Below are 14,280 nucleotides of genomic sequence, written 5' to 3' on the forward strand. Positions count from 1 at the left end.
GGGGGAGGCAGGATGACCAGCACCCGGATTCGCGGCAGGGCCCGGCGATGACGCCGCAGGATCGCGCCAAACGCGCCGCACAGGCCATGTGGGACGGCGATGCGGCGTCCAAGTGGTTCGGCTTCGAAATCGCCGAGGTGACCGAAGGTCGCGCGGTGCTGACTCTCACCGTGCAGTCGCACCATTGCAACGGCCACGGCATGTGCCACGGCGGCGTGACCTTTGCGCTGGCCGACAGCGCCTTTGCCTTCGCCTGTAATTCCCGCAACCAGCGCACCGTCGCTCAGGCCAACACCATCCACTATCTGTCCCCGGCCCATACCGGCGACACCCTGACCGCCACCGCGCGCGAGGTGCGGCTGACCGGAAGGACCGGGCTTTACGACGTCACCGTCACCCGCGGCGACGGTACCGTGATCGCCGAGTTCCGGGGTCAGTCCCGCGCCATTTCGGGCCATCTGTTTGAGGAAGACGCGCCATGAAGGACCGCACCCCGCCACGATCCAGCCTCGACCCGATCGAAATCGCCAGCCGCGACGAGATCGCGGCGCTGCAATTGCAGCGGCTGAAATGGTCTCTGCGTCACGCCTATGACAACGTGCCGTTCTACCGGACGCAATTCGACAAGGCCGGCGTGCATCCCGACGACCTGCACGGCCTCGCCGACCTGGCGAGATTTCCCTTCACGGCCAAGGCCGATCTGCGCGACAACTACCCGTTCGGCCTGTTCGCCGTGCCGCAGGACCGGATTGCCCGGCTGCACGCGTCGTCGGGCACCACCGGCAAGCCCACCGTTGTGGGCTACACCGCCAAGGACATCGACACCTGGGCCGACCTGGTGGCGCGCTCGATGCGGGCCAGCGGCACCCGTCCCGGCGACAAGGTGCACGTGGCCTATGGCTACGGCCTGTTCACCGGCGGGCTGGGGGCGCATTACGGCGCCGAACGGCTGGGCTGCACGGTGATCCCGATCTCGGGCGGGATGACCGAACGCCAGGTCATGCTGATCGAGGATTTCAAGCCGTCCACGATCATGGTCACGCCGTCCTACATGCTGAACATCCTTGAACAATACCACCGCATGGGGATCGATCCGCGCGGCTCGTCGCTGGACGTGGGCATCTTCGGTGCCGAGCCCTGGACCAACGCCATGCGCGCCAAGGTCGAGGCGGCCTTCGACATGCACGCCGTCGACATCTACGGCCTGTCCGAGGTCATGGGGCCGGGCGTCGCCAACGAATGCGTCGAAACCAAGGACGGGCTGCATATCTGGGAAGATCACTTCTACCCCGAAATCATCGACCCTCAGACCGGCGCGGTGCTGCCCGATGGCGAGATGGGCGAACTGGTCTTCACCACGCTGACCAAGGAAGGGCTGCCGGTCATCCGCTACCGCACCCGCGACCTGACCCGCCTGCTGCCCGGCACCGCGCGCAGCATGCGGCGGATGGAAAAGATCACCGGGCGCAGCGACGACATGATCATCCTGCGCGGCGTCAACGTCTTTCCCACCCAGGTCGAGGAACAGGTGCTGCGCACCCCCGGCCTCGCCCCGCATTTCCAGATCGAGCTTTATTCCAAGGGCCCGATGGACGCGATGCGGGTGCATGTCGAAAGCCGCCCCGAAGCCGCCGAGGCACAGGCGCGCGCCGCCCAGGCCCGCGAACTGGCCAAGCATATCCATGACGTGATCGGCATCTCGGCCGAGGTCACGGTGGCCGAACCCGGCGGTGTCGAGCGCAGCCAGGGCAAGGCGCGCCGGGTGGTGGACAACCGGGTCAAGGAATAGCGCCTTGGCCCGCACCATCGCCAAGGATCACGACGACAAGCGCCACGCCATCCTGCGGACAGCGGCGCGCATCTTTGCCGCCGAAGGCTATGGCCGGGCGTCGATGGCCGCGGTCGCCAGGGCCTGCGGCATTTCCAAGGCCAACATCTATCACTACTACCCGGGCAAGGAAGCGCTGCTCTTCGACATCCTCGACAACCATTTGAGCGCCTTGCGCGACCGGGTGTGCGGCCTGGCCTTCTCCGGCGCCGACCCGGCCGCCCAATTGCGGGCGATCATGACCGAATTGCTGCTGGCCTACGAAGGCGCCGATGCCGAACATGCCGTGCAACTCAACGCCATCGCCGCCCTGCCCGAGAACCAGCAGGAGGTGCTGCGCGGCTATCAGCGCGATCTCGTGCGTTTCGTGCGCGCCCGCATTTCGGCACTGGTGCCCCCGGGCACCGACCGGACCGACGTGCACAGCCTGACCATGTCGGTCTTCGCGCTGGTCAACTGGCACTACCAGTGGGACGGCGACGCCGACGCCCGCGCCCGTGCCGCCTATGCCTCGCTGATGTGCCGCACGCTGATCGGCGGGATCGGCGCGGGGCGCTGAAACGCTCCGCCGCCGCCGAACCGCCCCTGTTAGCGCCCCAACTTGTGGAAAGTTGGTATTGGCGCGGGCGATTTCCGCCCTTTATCAGTGCCTGACAAGGCCTTTGTGGTTGCCAAACGCGGCCCGCTTACGGTTTATCGCTTGGAACTGGACGTTTGGGGGGACAGAACGGTGCAGCAGAATTTCCTGGTCCTGATCGCGGCCCTGCCGTTCCTGGGCGCGCTTCTGCCCGGGTTGATGATCCGCGCCGGCCGCAACTATTGCACCGCCTTCACTTTGGCGCCGACGCTGTTCGCACTGATCCTTCTGGGCCTGATGGCGCCTTCGGTGCTGGCCGGCGAGGTGATCCACGCCCGGATCGAGTGGCTGCCCGCGCTCGGACTGCACGCCAATTTCTTCCTCGACGGGCTGGGGCTGCTGTTCGCGGGCATGATCCTGGGCGTTGGCGCTCTGATCATCCTTTATGCCCGCTTCTACCTGTCGGGCGACGACCCGATGGGGCAGTTCTACACCTATCTGCTGCTGTTCCAGGGCGCGATGCTGGGCATCGTTTTGTCCGACAACATCCTGCTTCTGCTGGTTTTCTGGGAACTGACGTCGCTATCGTCCTTCCTGCTGATCGGCTATTGGAAACACCTGCCCGAAGGCCGCCAGGGCGCACGGATGGCGCTGGCGGTGACCGGCATGGGCGGGCTGGCGATGATCGGGGGCTTGCTGATCCTGGGAAATATCGCGGGCAGCTACGACCTGTCCGTGATCCTCACCAAAGGCGCGGAAATCCGCGCCTCGGAATACTATCTGCCGGCGTTGCTGCTGATCCTGCTGGGCGCCTTCACCAAGTCGGCACAATTCCCGTTCCACTTCTGGCTGCCGCATGCGATGGCCGCACCGACGCCGGTTTCGGCCTATCTGCATTCGGCCACGATGGTGAAAGCGGGTGTGTTCCTGTTGGCGCGGATGTGGCCGGTGCTGGCGGGCACGGCGGAATGGTTCTACATCGTTGCCACCACCGGCCTGGTCACCATGGTGATCGGCGCGGTGATCGCGCTGTTCAAGGACGATCTCAAGGCGCTGCTGGCCTTCTCGACCGTCAGTCACCTGGGTTTCCTGACCTTCCTGCTGGGCCTCGGCACCCCCATCGCCGCGGTGGTGGCGGTGTTCCACATCATCAACCACCTGACCTTCAAGGCCGCGCTGTTCATGGTCGCGGGCATCGTCGATCACGAGACCCACACCCGAGACATCAAGCGGCTGGGCGGGCTGATGGCGCTGATGCCGGTGACCGCGGTGATCGCCACGGTGGCGGCGCTGTCGATGGCCGGCCTGCCGCCCTTCAACGGCTTCATGTCCAAGGAAATGATGCTGGAGGAAGCGGCGCATACCGCGTGGCTGGGCAACGACTGGGTCATCCCGGCACTGGCAACCATGGGCGCGTTGTTCTCGGTCGCCTATTCCTTCCGCTTCGTGGTGCATGTCTTCCTCGGGCCCAAGCGCGACGATTATCCGTCCAAGCCGCATGATCCCGGCTTCGGCATGTGGGCGCCCCCGGCGCTGCTGGCGACGCTGGTGGTGCTGATCGGGCTGTTTCCAAAGACCATCGCCGGGCCAATCGTGGCCGCGGCGGGCGGGGCTGTCGTGGGGGACGAACTGCCCTATTACTCGCTCAAACTCTGGCACGGGGTGACCCCGGCGCTGTTCCTGTCCATCGCCGCGATCCTGGGCGGCGCGATCCTGCTGTGGCAGCATGGGCCGCTTATGCGCGCCTGGCTGGCCGCGCGGCGCCCCGAGGCCAAGGCGATCTTCGAGGCGCTGGTCGCCGCCTGCGTCCACCTGTCCGACCGCATCACCCGCACCCTGCATTCCGGCGCGATCAGCACCTACCTGGCCTGGTTCATCGCCTTTTCGGTGCTGATGGGTTTCGTCGCCTGGACCGGCGGCGCGCACACACCCGGCACCCGCGAATTGCTGCCGGTGCCGCCGACCGTGGGGCTGGGCTTTGTGATGCTGCTGGTGGCGACGATGTCGGTCGTCACGCTGCACCGGCACCGCTTTCTGTCGCTGATCGTGATCGGGGTGATCGGGCTGATGGTGTCGGCGGGCTTCGTCTATCTCTCGGCGCCCGATCTCGCCCTGACCCAGATCTCGGTGGAAACCGTCACGATCCTTCTGCTGCTGCTGGCGCTGAATTTCCTGCCCAAGGAAACCCCCGCCGAAAGCGGCGCCGGCCTGCGGGTGCGCGACGGCGCTCTGGCGGTGGCGGCGGGGCTTGCGGTGGCGGTCCTGGCCTACACCTTCATGACCCGCGACTTCAGCACCATCTCGGATTACCACCTGGCCAATTCCAAGACCGGCGGCGGCGGCACCAATGTCGTCAACGTGATCCTGGTGGATTTCCGCGGCTACGACACCTATGGCGAGATCATCGTGCTGGGCATCGCCGGGCTGACGATCTACGCGCTGCTGCAATCCATCCTGAACGGCGCCGGCGGGCGGCGGTTGCGCAACTGGCGCGACACCGCGATCCACAGTCGCGACCGCCACCCGATGATGATGGTCGTCGCCACCCGCGTGATGATGCCGATCGCCATCATGGTCGGCGTCTTCATCTTCCTGCGCGGTCACAACCAGCCCGGCGGCGGCTTCGTCGCGGGCCTGGTGGTCGCCATCGCGCTGCTGATGCAATACATGGCCTCGGGGTTTCTCTGGGCGCAGGAACGCCAGCGCACCGAATACCATGTGATGATCGGGCTTGGCGTCATCATCGCCGGACTGACCGGCGCCGGTTCGTGGCTGGCCGGGCGGCCTTTCCTGACCTCGAATTTCGGGTATTTCGAGTTTCCGCCGATCGAGGAGTTTGAACTGGCGACCGCGGCGCTGTTCGACCTGGGCGTTTTCCTGACCGTGCTCGGCGCGGTGATGCTGATGCTCTACAGCCTGTCGCGCATGGCCCGGATCGCGGGCGAAACCATCAATGTCGAGCCGATGGATGTGGACCCGTCCCATCCCGAACGCACCGGCACGGAGGACCGCTGAGATGGAACTGATCGTTGCCGCTTCGGTCGGCGTGCTGACCGCCGGAGGCGTCTACCTGGTGCTGCGCCTGCGCTCGTTCCCGGTGATCCTGGGACTGGCGTTGCTGTCCTATGCCGTGAACGTCTTTCTGTTCTCGACCGGGCGCCTGGCCACCGGCCTGCCGCCGATCCTGACCAAATACGCCGAGGGCTATACCGACCCGCTGCCGCAGGCGCTGGTGCTGACCGCCATCGTGATTTCCTTCGGCATGACCGCGGTGCTGGTGATGCTGGCGCTTGGCGCGTTCCTGGAATCCGATGACGACGCGGTGGACATCCCCGCCGAACCCGATGCCGATGCGGAGGACCGGGCATGAACCACTGGATCATCGCCCCCGTCATCCTGCCCGCGCTGCTGGCCCCGGTCATCGCCTTCGTGATGCGCCACGACATCGTGCTGGCGCGCAGCTTCTCGCTGGCGGGCACCGCGATCCTGGCAGTCATAGCACTTGGCCTGACGCTGCTGGCCGCGGGCGGCGCAACCCATGTCTACGAGCTGGGCAACTGGCCCGCGCCCTTCGGCATCGTGCTGGTGCTCGACCGGCTGTCGGCGATGATGGTGCTGCTGACCGCCGTGCTGGCGCTGATCGTGCAGGCCTATGCCGTCGGCACCGGCTGGGACCGGCGCGGACACCATTTCCACGCGCTGTTCCAGTTCCAGCTGATGGGCATCTGCGGCGCCTTCCTGACCGGCGACGCCTTCAACCTGTTCGTCTTCTTCGAAGTGCTGCTGATCGCCTCCTACGGGCTGATGATTCACGGCGGCGGCAAGGAACGGCTGCGCGCCGGGCTGCAATACGTGGTGATGAACCTCGCCGGCTCTACCCTGTTCCTGTTCGCGCTCGGCACGATCTACGCCACCACCGGCACGCTCAACATCGCCGACCTGGCGGTGCGGCTGCAGGAAATCCCGGCCGAGGACGCGGCGCTGGCGCGCGTCGCCGCGCTGCTGCTGATGATCGTCTTCGCGGTCAAGGCGGCGCTGTTTCCGGTGCAGTTCTGGCTGCCCGGCACCTATGCCAACGCACCCGGGCCGGTGGCGGCGCTGTTCGCGATCATGACCAAGGTCGGCGCCTACGCCATCCTGCGCTTCTACACCGTCGTCTTCCCGCCCGATACCGTGGCCACCGGCACCCTGCCCGGCGACGTGCTGCTGGTCATGGCGCTGGTGACGCTGGCGCTCGGCGCCTTCGGCGTGCTGGGTGCGCGGCGGCTGCTGCCGCTGGTGTCGTTCTCGGTGCTGGGATCGATGGGCACGCTGTTGCTGGCGATGTCGGCCTTCACACCGCAGGCCATCGTGGCCAGCCTCTACTACCTGCTGCATTCCACCTTCGCCGCGGCGATCCTGTTCCTGGTGGCCGACCTGGTGGTCAGCCAGCGCGGTGCCTCGCAGGACAGGCTGGCCGTCGCCCCGCCCGCGGCGCAGAACGGGCTGCTGGCGGCGTTGTTCTTTGCCGGGGCCATCGCCATGGCCGGCATGCCGCCGCTGTCGGGCTTCCTGGGCAAGCTCTTGATCCTCGACGCGGTGCGCGACAGCGACCAGGTCACCCTGATCTGGACCGCGATCCTGGCGGGGTCGCTGGTGACCATCGTCGGTTTTGCCCGCGCAGGCAGCCTGCTGTTCTGGAAATCCACCGAACTGGTACCGGCCGAGGTCGCCGAAACGCCCGTGCCGCCCGCCAAGGCACCGCCCCTGGCCTCGGGCGTCGGTCTGGCCGGGGTTGGCGCGATCCTGGCGGCGCTGCTGGCGCTGACCGTGCTGGCCGGCCCCGCCACCGCCTATTTCGAACAGGCAGCGGCCCAGCTGAACGATCCTTCGGACTACATCGCCACCGTGCTGGCCCGTGCCGCGGAAGGAAACTGAGCCGATGATGACCCGCCTCTTCCCGCACCCGCTTTTGACCCTCACGCTGACCGTCACCTGGCTGCTGCTGGTCAACAAGATCACCGTCGGCAACCTGCTGCTGGGCTTCGTGCTGGGTGTCGTCATCCCCAAGCTGACCGCGCCCTACTGGCCCGACCGCCCGAAACTCAGCCGGCCGCTAAAATCGGTGAGCTATTTCTTCCTCGTACTCTGGGACATCGTCATCGCCAACATCGCCGTGGCGCGGATCGTGCTGTTCATGCCGCGCGACAAGATCCGCTCGGCCTGGATCGCCGTCCCGCTGGAGCTGACCTCGGCCGAGGCGATCACCGTGCTGGCGGGCACCATCACCATGACCCCCGGCACGGTGTCCGCGATGCTGTCGGCCGACGGCCGCTCGATCCTGGTCCACTGCCTGCACACAACCGATCCCGAAGCCACAAGGGACGAGATCAAGGCCCGCTACGAGGCCCGCCTCAAGGAGATCTTCGAATGATCCACGCCGCGCTGATCTTTGCCACCGCCTGTTTCACGCTGGGCCTGATCCTGACGGTCTACCGCCTGGCCGCCGGGCCAAACGCCGCCGACCGTATCCTGGCGCTCGACACCATCGTCATCAACCTGATCGCGCTGGTGGTGCTTTACGGCATCTGGACCGGCAGCCAGACCTTCTTCGAAGCCTCGATGCTGATCGCCATGGTCGGCTTTGTCTCGACCGTCGCCTATTGCCGCTTCGTCCTTCGCGGCAACATCATCGAATAGGGGAAACGCCATGGAAAGCCTTGCCGAAATCCTCATCGCCGCCTGTCTCGTCATCTCGGGCATCTTCGGCATCGTCGGCTCCTGGGGGCTGGTGCGCCTGGGCGACTCGATGCAGCGCCTGCACGCGCCGACCAAGGCCACCACGCTGGGCATCGGCGCCGCGCTGATCGCCTCGATGCTCTATTTCGGCCTGCTCAAGGGCAACCTCAGCTTTCACGAGCTGATGATCACGCTGTTCCTGTTCCTCACCGCGCCGGTCACCGCGAACTTCATCGCCAAGGCCTATATGCTGCACCATGTCGCAAAGGGCGACCTGCCCGACACCGGACGCCAATGCGGCTGGGCCGGGTATGACGATCCGCCCGAGACGCACCCGCTGGATTGAGCGGGCACAAACCGGACCCCGCGCGACCACGCGGCGAACCAGATCGGCAGCCTGCGGCCCACGATCCTCGTCTCCGACCAAGCCGATATCGACCCTGTTTCGCTGCGGGCAAAAGTGCACGGCTTGCCGCCTGAGGCATGGCCGCTGAGGCGCTGGCCGGTCCCGGCTGGGTCTCGCCACGCCCGAGGATCGGGGCCCACGCATGAGCGCTCCCGCGACGCGACGGTCGACAGCGCAGGACCGCTACCGGTCCAGCCGTCCAGAACCGCACACTGCCCGGCGAACGTCACGACATCCCGTCCGTCGAAGGTGAAACCTCGGAAACCGCCCATGTCGTCGTTTTCGGGATCATACGTCGCGCCACGCCGGTTCCCGAAACCGGCGCCGTGCCATGCATGACGGTCCGGTGCAGCCATCGGACAGCGCACAGCCGCTCGGCTTTTGCCGAAGGCTCACGCCCAACAATCCGTTACGCAAGACGCTACCCGCCTTCGATCAGCGCAGCGCGCGCCAGACGCGCCGTTGCCGCAAGGCCCAAGCCCCCGCCCCCAGAATCATCAGGCAGAGCGCGCCTTTCGTCAGGTCCTCCATCGTTCCCTGGATCAGCCATGCGTGAACGACGGTCCCCGTCACGATGACGACCACCGCCACGGAATGCCCCAGCCGCCAGATGCGCACCCCGATTCTTCTTCGCATGACGGCAAGACCAGCCGCGGCAAATACCGCCCACATCGCCACTGCGCCCCAAACGGAAAAGGGCGTCGGTGACCGGAACAGCAAGACATCCACCACGTCCGGCGGGCTGGTGATCCACAAACCCGTGACATGAAGGATCACCGCAAGAACCAGGCCCGCGCCGGTCCAGACATGGACCCGACGCGCCGGGATGCCCGGAAGGATGCCGGCAATCAACAGGGGCTGCACCAGCAACAGCGCCAGCCCGACGATACCGGCATATCCGGCGGCGATATAGATCGGCTCACGCCACGCCAGAAGCGGGCTTTGCGCGGCCGCGATCAAGGGAACCGCGATGGCCAGGGCCAAGGCAGTCCAGACCAACGCGCCGCGCAAATTCATCAGAGCGGGCGAAGAACGAACTCGACATGAAGGCTCGTGTCCGACGCGCGCGACATCACGGGCCGCAGGAACACCGTCTCGAAGCCGCCATCGTCGTAATCGGCGTCATAGGCCAGATGGCCGTGCGGCTGACCGAAAGCGGGTACGATCTGAGGCATCTCGATGCGGAACACGCCGTTCGCATCCGTAAGCGTCGCCCCGTGGGACCGCGCGTCGCGTTCGTGGCCTTCGGTGGTATGGGCCCAGACCTGGATGCGCCGCCCTGCCAGCGGCGCCCCGTCGCCCGCCCGTCGAACGGTACCGGTGGTCAAGAACCCGCCGCCGCCGATACGCTCAACGATCGGCGCGCCGGGACGGTAATTGTTCGCGCCGCCCCGCATCGTCGGCGTCGGCGCAAGCGTTTGGGCGCGGGCGGGTACCGCCAGGCCAGCGGCGCCGATGAAAAGTGCAGTCGCAGCGTGGGAAATAACAGTTCGGCGGTTCGGGGTCGATGTCACCATGACCGTCTCTCCTTTCTGCCCTGTCAAACACGTCCAGCGCGCGCGATTTCGGCTACGCGCACCCATTTACGTTTAATGATATGAAGCGACAACAACGCCTGTCACATCACAAATTCTCGACACGCCACGAAGGCCGGCGTGTTTGCGGTGCAACCTCGGCGCAACCGGCGCGATCCGTGCGGAACCATCCTCGACCTGCTGTGCCGTCGCGCAACCGGCTGCACGCTGCCGAGGATTGCGCCCCGACTTGCGATCCCCCACAGCCGTCGCGCGGAACGAGGCACGGCCCGGATGCCGTGTCCGCGTTGCCATTAGGCCTTGCACAAAGGCGTGCCGCGACGCCGGTTTTCGTCATGCACCGGCAACCGAGCGTTGCCGACACCCGACCTGGTCGCTCGGTCGCTCCATTTTGCTGCCGACACCGCAGATCAAGGCAACAGCATGCCGCGGATCATGAAGTAGAACATGGCCGCGAGAAGCGCGGCGAGCGGCACGGTGATCACCCATGCGGCCGCGATCCGGAGCAGGATATTCCTTTTGACAAGCTCTACCCGGTGCACACGGCCCAGACCTTTTCTTTCCCGCTTTCCAAGCAGACGGTCCGATCCCGCCTGCGCCTTCATCTCGCGCAGCATCTCGCCCTTTGCGATGACATCCGCAGCCTCGAAACGCGCCAACAGGGCCTCCACGGCCTCGGGGTCTTTGTCGGCGTGGTGATCGCGGATATCGTCCAGCATCCTTGCGTAATTCGACTTGATATACTCGCGAAGGAACCCGACGCCGAACACACCACCGACCGCGATGTGGGTCGAACTGACCGGCAGGCCCAGCTGCGAAGCGACGATAACGGTGATCGCGGCCGCCATCGCGATGCAATAGGCGCGCATCTTGTCCAGTTCCGTGATCTCGCTGCCGACGGTACGAATGAGTTTCGGTCCATAGAGCGCCAGTCCGAGGGAAATGCCGATCGCACCCACCGCCATGACCCAAAGCGGGATCGATGCCTTGGCGGCGACGCCGCCCTGCAGGATGGCCTCGTTGATGCCGGCCAGCGGGCCGACCGCGTTCGCCACATCATTTGCGCCATGGGCAAAACTCAGAAGCGCGGCGGCAAAGATCAGCGGCACCGTGAAAAGGTCGTTGACGCTCGACTTGTGGTTTTGCAACTGCGCGGTCTGACGCCGGATATACGGCCGCATCAGAAAGAAGACCGCGATGGCGATCGCAAGTCCGATCACGGCCGCTGTCGGAAAGCTGACCGCCACCAGTTTCTTGACGCCTTTCAGCATCAGATAGGTGCCAAAGGCCCAGGCCATCACGGCCACCAGGAACGGTACCATCCGGTTTGCCGCCGACAGAACGTCGGGCTTGTAGGTGATCGAGCGCTTGATGAGATACAAGAAACCTGCCGCGATCAGCCCGCCGAGCAATGGCGAAATCACCCAGCTCGCCGCGATCATGCCCACCTGGGTCCAGTCCGCGATGTCCCAGCCCGCTGCGGCGATACCGGCGCCCAGCACGCCGCCGACGATCGAATGCGTCGTCGAGACCGGCGCACCCATGACGGTTGCGAAATTCAACCAGACCGCCGCTGCCAACAGCGCCGCGATCATCAGCCAGATGAACGTATCGCGGTTGGCCACCAGATCGGGGTCGATGATGCCGTTCTTGATGGTGCCGACGACATCGCCACCGGCAATCAGCGCGCCCCCCGCTTCGAAACACGCCGCGATCAGGATCGCGCCGGTCAGCGTTATCGCGTGCGAGCCAACAGCCGGGCCGACGTTGTTGGCCACGTCGTTGGCACCGATGTTCATCGCCATGTAGCCGCCGATCATCGCGGCCACGACCAGCAATATGCCGTCGATCCCGCCATCGGTGCGGACGATGGTGAACAGCATGATCCCGACGATGAAGATCAACGCCGTTCCGAAACGGAACAACTCATCGCGGTTCAACTGAACAGCGGATTCAAGATTTTCGGTTTTCAGCAATGCAATTCCCCCCAAGGCTCGCGCCGTTGAATGCAACTCGCCCATGTGCTCGAAAGTCGACATCTCTCATTTCAAGCTTCGCCGGTCCGCGTCGTTGACGCAGGTCATAGACAAGGCGCCCCAGGCTGGTGTGTGGTATGCGGGCAACCCTTTTCGAAGGGGCGGGACAGGTGCTCGCGCGGTCGCGGGCATCACTTGAACACAGGGAAGGACATACTGGCGCGCATGACACCAGATGCCTGCACCATGCATATCGCTGCACCATGCGCCATCAGCTCGGTTCGGACAGTGACGTGTCGGATGCCCGTCAACCTGCGCCGCGGCCGCCGCGCGGGCGCGTTGCGCACCGATGAACCGGCGCTTCGATGGACATGAAAAGGTATCTCGTCCCGGTCGCCATCGCCGCGCTGTTGCTCGGCTTCTGGCTCAGCCCCGAGTCGCAAGAGATCGCCGCCGGGGTCGCGATATTTCTGTTCGGCATGCTGATGCTGGAGGATGGCTTCAGGCTGTTCAGTGGCGGCACGCTGGAACGATTGCTGCAGCGGGCAACGGGCTCGACCTTTCGTGCTGTCAGCTTCGGCATCGTCTCGACCACCGTCCTGCAATCAAGCTCGCTGGTGTCGGTGATCACGATCTCGTTCCTCAGCGCCGGCCTGATATCGCTGCTGGGCGGTGTCGGGATCATCTTCGGCGCGAATATCGGGACGACGACCGGGGCCTGGCTGGTCGCCGGGTTGGGCCTGAAGGTGAACATCGCCGCCTACGCGATGCCGATGATCGCGGTAAGCATCATCCTCGTTTTTCAAAAGGCCAAGCCCATGCGGGGGTTCGGATACGCGCTTGGCGGCCTGGGGTTCCTGTTCCTCGGCATCTACCACATGAAGGAAGGCTTTGAGACCTTCCGGGATCAGATCGACCTGCTCCGTTTTGCGCTGCCAGGAATTCTCGGACTGGTCGTGTATACGGTTCTCGGCACGGCGGCGACCGTGATCATGCAGTCGAGCCACGCAACGATGGTTCTGATCCTGACCGCGCTGGCTGCAGGCCAAATCACCTACGAAAACGCCCTCGCGCTTGCGATCGGCGCGAATATCGGCACGACGATCACGGCGATCATCGGCTCGCTCAGCGCGAATTTCCAGGGCAAGCGGCTTGCCCTGGCGCACCTGATTTTCAACGCATTGACAGCGGCGGTTGCACTGGTCTTCATCGCCCCGCTGCGCGACATCGTCGATCAGATCAGTGCCGTCATGGGCATTGCCGCCGATGACTTCGCGCTGAAACTCGCCGTCTTCCACACGGTGTTCAACGTGCTCGGCGTCGTGCTCATGCTGCCGCTTCTGACCCGGCTCATCGCCTTTCTGGAACGGCGTATCGTTGAGCCGACACCGGATGTGAGCCGCCCGAAATATCTCAACGCAGCCGTCGATGCGTTTCCGCAAACCATCGAAAGCGCGCTGCGAAACGAGGTTCTGCACCTTTACGACAATGCCATGGAACTGATCCTCCACGGGCTGAACCTTCACCGGCACGAGATCTTCGAGACCGAGAGCATTGCCCGAACCGTCAGCAACAGCCGGGTCCCGACGGATCTTGATATCGATGAAAGCTACGAGCGCCGCGTAAAGACGCTCTACTCGGCCATCGTCGAGTTCACGACGCGCGTCGGCGAAAAACGCCTCGCCCCCGAGATCAACGAACAGGTCTACGCGTTGCGCGACGTGGCCAGCGACATAGTGCGGGCGGTCAAGGCGGTGAAACATCTGCGAAAGAACATTCTGCGCTACACTGTTCGCTCCCAGGGTGTCGTGACCGGGCTTTACGACAACCTGCGCACCGAAATCGCGCGTATCATCGTCGAAATCCGCAAGCTGGACCTCGCCGAACCCGAAGATCGCAGCGCGTTGTGGCTGGACCACGAGCGCGCCCAGATCGAAGAGGACGCGCAGTCGAACACGCGCCGCATCGACGCCCTCATCCGCACGGGAGGACTGACAGCGGACGCGGCGACGTCATTCCTGAACGACTCCGCCTACGCCTACGAAGCGATGCGCGCCCTCATCGAAGCCGCGCGCAGCGTCTATATCGAACGCGATAGCGCGATGGCGGAAGTGGAACGCTTGCTGACGCTGGAAGAAGACGAACTGCACGAAGACATGACGATTTCCGGTACGGTCGCGGAACCGACGGCCGAACCCGAGCGTCAAAAAGGTGTTGCCGAAGGGCGCTAGAATGCACCC

General features: G+C 65.1%; 13 protein-coding genes. 10 read left to right on the top strand and 3 right to left on the bottom strand.

Going from position 1 to position 14,280, the window contains the following annotated elements; all coding sequences use genetic code 11:
• Positions 1 to 47: 47 nt before the first annotated feature.
• The 9 genes from paaI (at position 48) to KUH32_RS02060 (ending at position 8,469) form a co-directional block, all read left to right on the top strand.
• The gene (gene paaI, locus KUH32_RS02020) at positions 48 to 482 is read left to right on the top strand and encodes a hydroxyphenylacetyl-CoA thioesterase PaaI (protein WP_217776396.1); all 435 of its coding nucleotides are present in this window, start codon (positions 48 to 50) and stop codon (positions 480 to 482) included.
• Complete coding sequence (gene paaK / locus KUH32_RS02025) at positions 479 to 1,789, top strand: phenylacetate--CoA ligase PaaK (protein ID WP_217776397.1); 1,311 nt, start codon at positions 479 to 481, stop codon at positions 1,787 to 1,789. Before paaI ends, paaK begins: the two co-directional genes overlap by 4 nt.
• Before the next feature lie 4 nt (positions 1,790 to 1,793).
• Positions 1,794 to 2,387 (top strand): TetR/AcrR family transcriptional regulator, encoded by a 594-nt coding sequence (locus tag KUH32_RS02030; protein WP_217776399.1) that lies wholly within the window; start codon positions 1,794 to 1,796, stop codon positions 2,385 to 2,387.
• A 171-nt stretch (positions 2,388 to 2,558) separates the two neighbouring features.
• Positions 2,559 to 5,420 (top strand): monovalent cation/H+ antiporter subunit A, encoded by a 2,862-nt coding sequence (locus KUH32_RS02035; protein WP_348541069.1) that lies wholly within the window; start codon positions 2,559 to 2,561, stop codon positions 5,418 to 5,420.
• Position 5,421: 1 nt separating this feature from the next.
• Positions 5,422 to 5,775, top strand: coding sequence for a Na+/H+ antiporter subunit C (locus KUH32_RS02040; protein WP_217776400.1), 354 nt, complete (start codon positions 5,422 to 5,424; stop codon positions 5,773 to 5,775).
• Complete coding sequence (locus tag KUH32_RS02045; protein ID WP_217776401.1) at positions 5,772 to 7,322, top strand: monovalent cation/H+ antiporter subunit D; 1,551 nt, start codon at positions 5,772 to 5,774, stop codon at positions 7,320 to 7,322. The genes KUH32_RS02040 and KUH32_RS02045 overlap by 4 nt, the downstream gene beginning before the upstream one ends.
• 4 nt (positions 7,323 to 7,326) lie before the next feature.
• A complete protein-coding gene (locus KUH32_RS02050) occupies positions 7,327 to 7,818 on the top strand; it encodes a Na+/H+ antiporter subunit E (RefSeq protein WP_217776403.1) in 492 nt (163 codons plus the stop codon).
• The gene (locus KUH32_RS02055) at positions 7,815 to 8,084 is read left to right on the top strand and encodes a K+/H+ antiporter subunit F (protein WP_217776404.1); all 270 of its coding nucleotides are present in this window, start codon (positions 7,815 to 7,817) and stop codon (positions 8,082 to 8,084) included. Before KUH32_RS02050 ends, KUH32_RS02055 begins: the two co-directional genes overlap by 4 nt.
• A gap of 10 nt (positions 8,085 to 8,094) precedes the next feature.
• Complete coding sequence (locus tag KUH32_RS02060; RefSeq protein ID WP_217776405.1) at positions 8,095 to 8,469, top strand: Na+/H+ antiporter subunit G; 375 nt, start codon at positions 8,095 to 8,097, stop codon at positions 8,467 to 8,469.
• Positions 8,470 to 8,964: 495 nt separating this feature from the next.
• On the opposite strand, the gene KUH32_RS02065 is transcribed toward KUH32_RS02060, so the two are convergent.
• The 3 genes from KUH32_RS02065 to KUH32_RS02075 form a co-directional block, all read right to left on the bottom strand.
• On the bottom strand, positions 8,965 to 9,546 hold the full coding sequence (locus KUH32_RS02065) for a ferric reductase-like transmembrane domain-containing protein (RefSeq protein WP_217776407.1): 582 nt from the start codon (positions 9,544 to 9,546) through the stop codon (positions 8,965 to 8,967).
• Positions 9,546 to 10,046 carry a twin-arginine translocation pathway signal gene (locus KUH32_RS02070; protein WP_217776408.1) on the bottom strand — a complete coding sequence of 167 codons (501 nt, stop codon included), beginning with the start codon at positions 10,044 to 10,046 and terminating at the stop codon, positions 9,546 to 9,548. The genes KUH32_RS02065 and KUH32_RS02070 overlap by 1 nt, the downstream gene beginning before the upstream one ends.
• Positions 10,047 to 10,474: 428 nt before the next feature.
• On the bottom strand, positions 10,475 to 12,085 hold the full coding sequence (locus KUH32_RS02075; protein ID WP_254899049.1) for an inorganic phosphate transporter: 1,611 nt from the start codon (positions 12,083 to 12,085) through the stop codon (positions 10,475 to 10,477).
• Positions 12,086 to 12,411: 326 nt separating this feature from the next.
• On the opposite strand from KUH32_RS02075, the gene KUH32_RS02080 reads away from it, so the two are divergent.
• The gene (locus tag KUH32_RS02080; RefSeq protein WP_217778239.1) at positions 12,412 to 14,271 is read left to right on the top strand and encodes a Na/Pi cotransporter family protein; all 1,860 of its coding nucleotides are present in this window, start codon (positions 12,412 to 12,414) and stop codon (positions 14,269 to 14,271) included.
• The last annotated feature ends 9 nt before the right edge of the window (positions 14,272 to 14,280 follow it).

The organism is Thalassococcus arenae, from assembly GCF_019104745.1.
In the GTDB taxonomy this organism is placed as follows: domain Bacteria; phylum Pseudomonadota; class Alphaproteobacteria; order Rhodobacterales; family Rhodobacteraceae; genus Thalassococcus_B; species Thalassococcus_B arenae.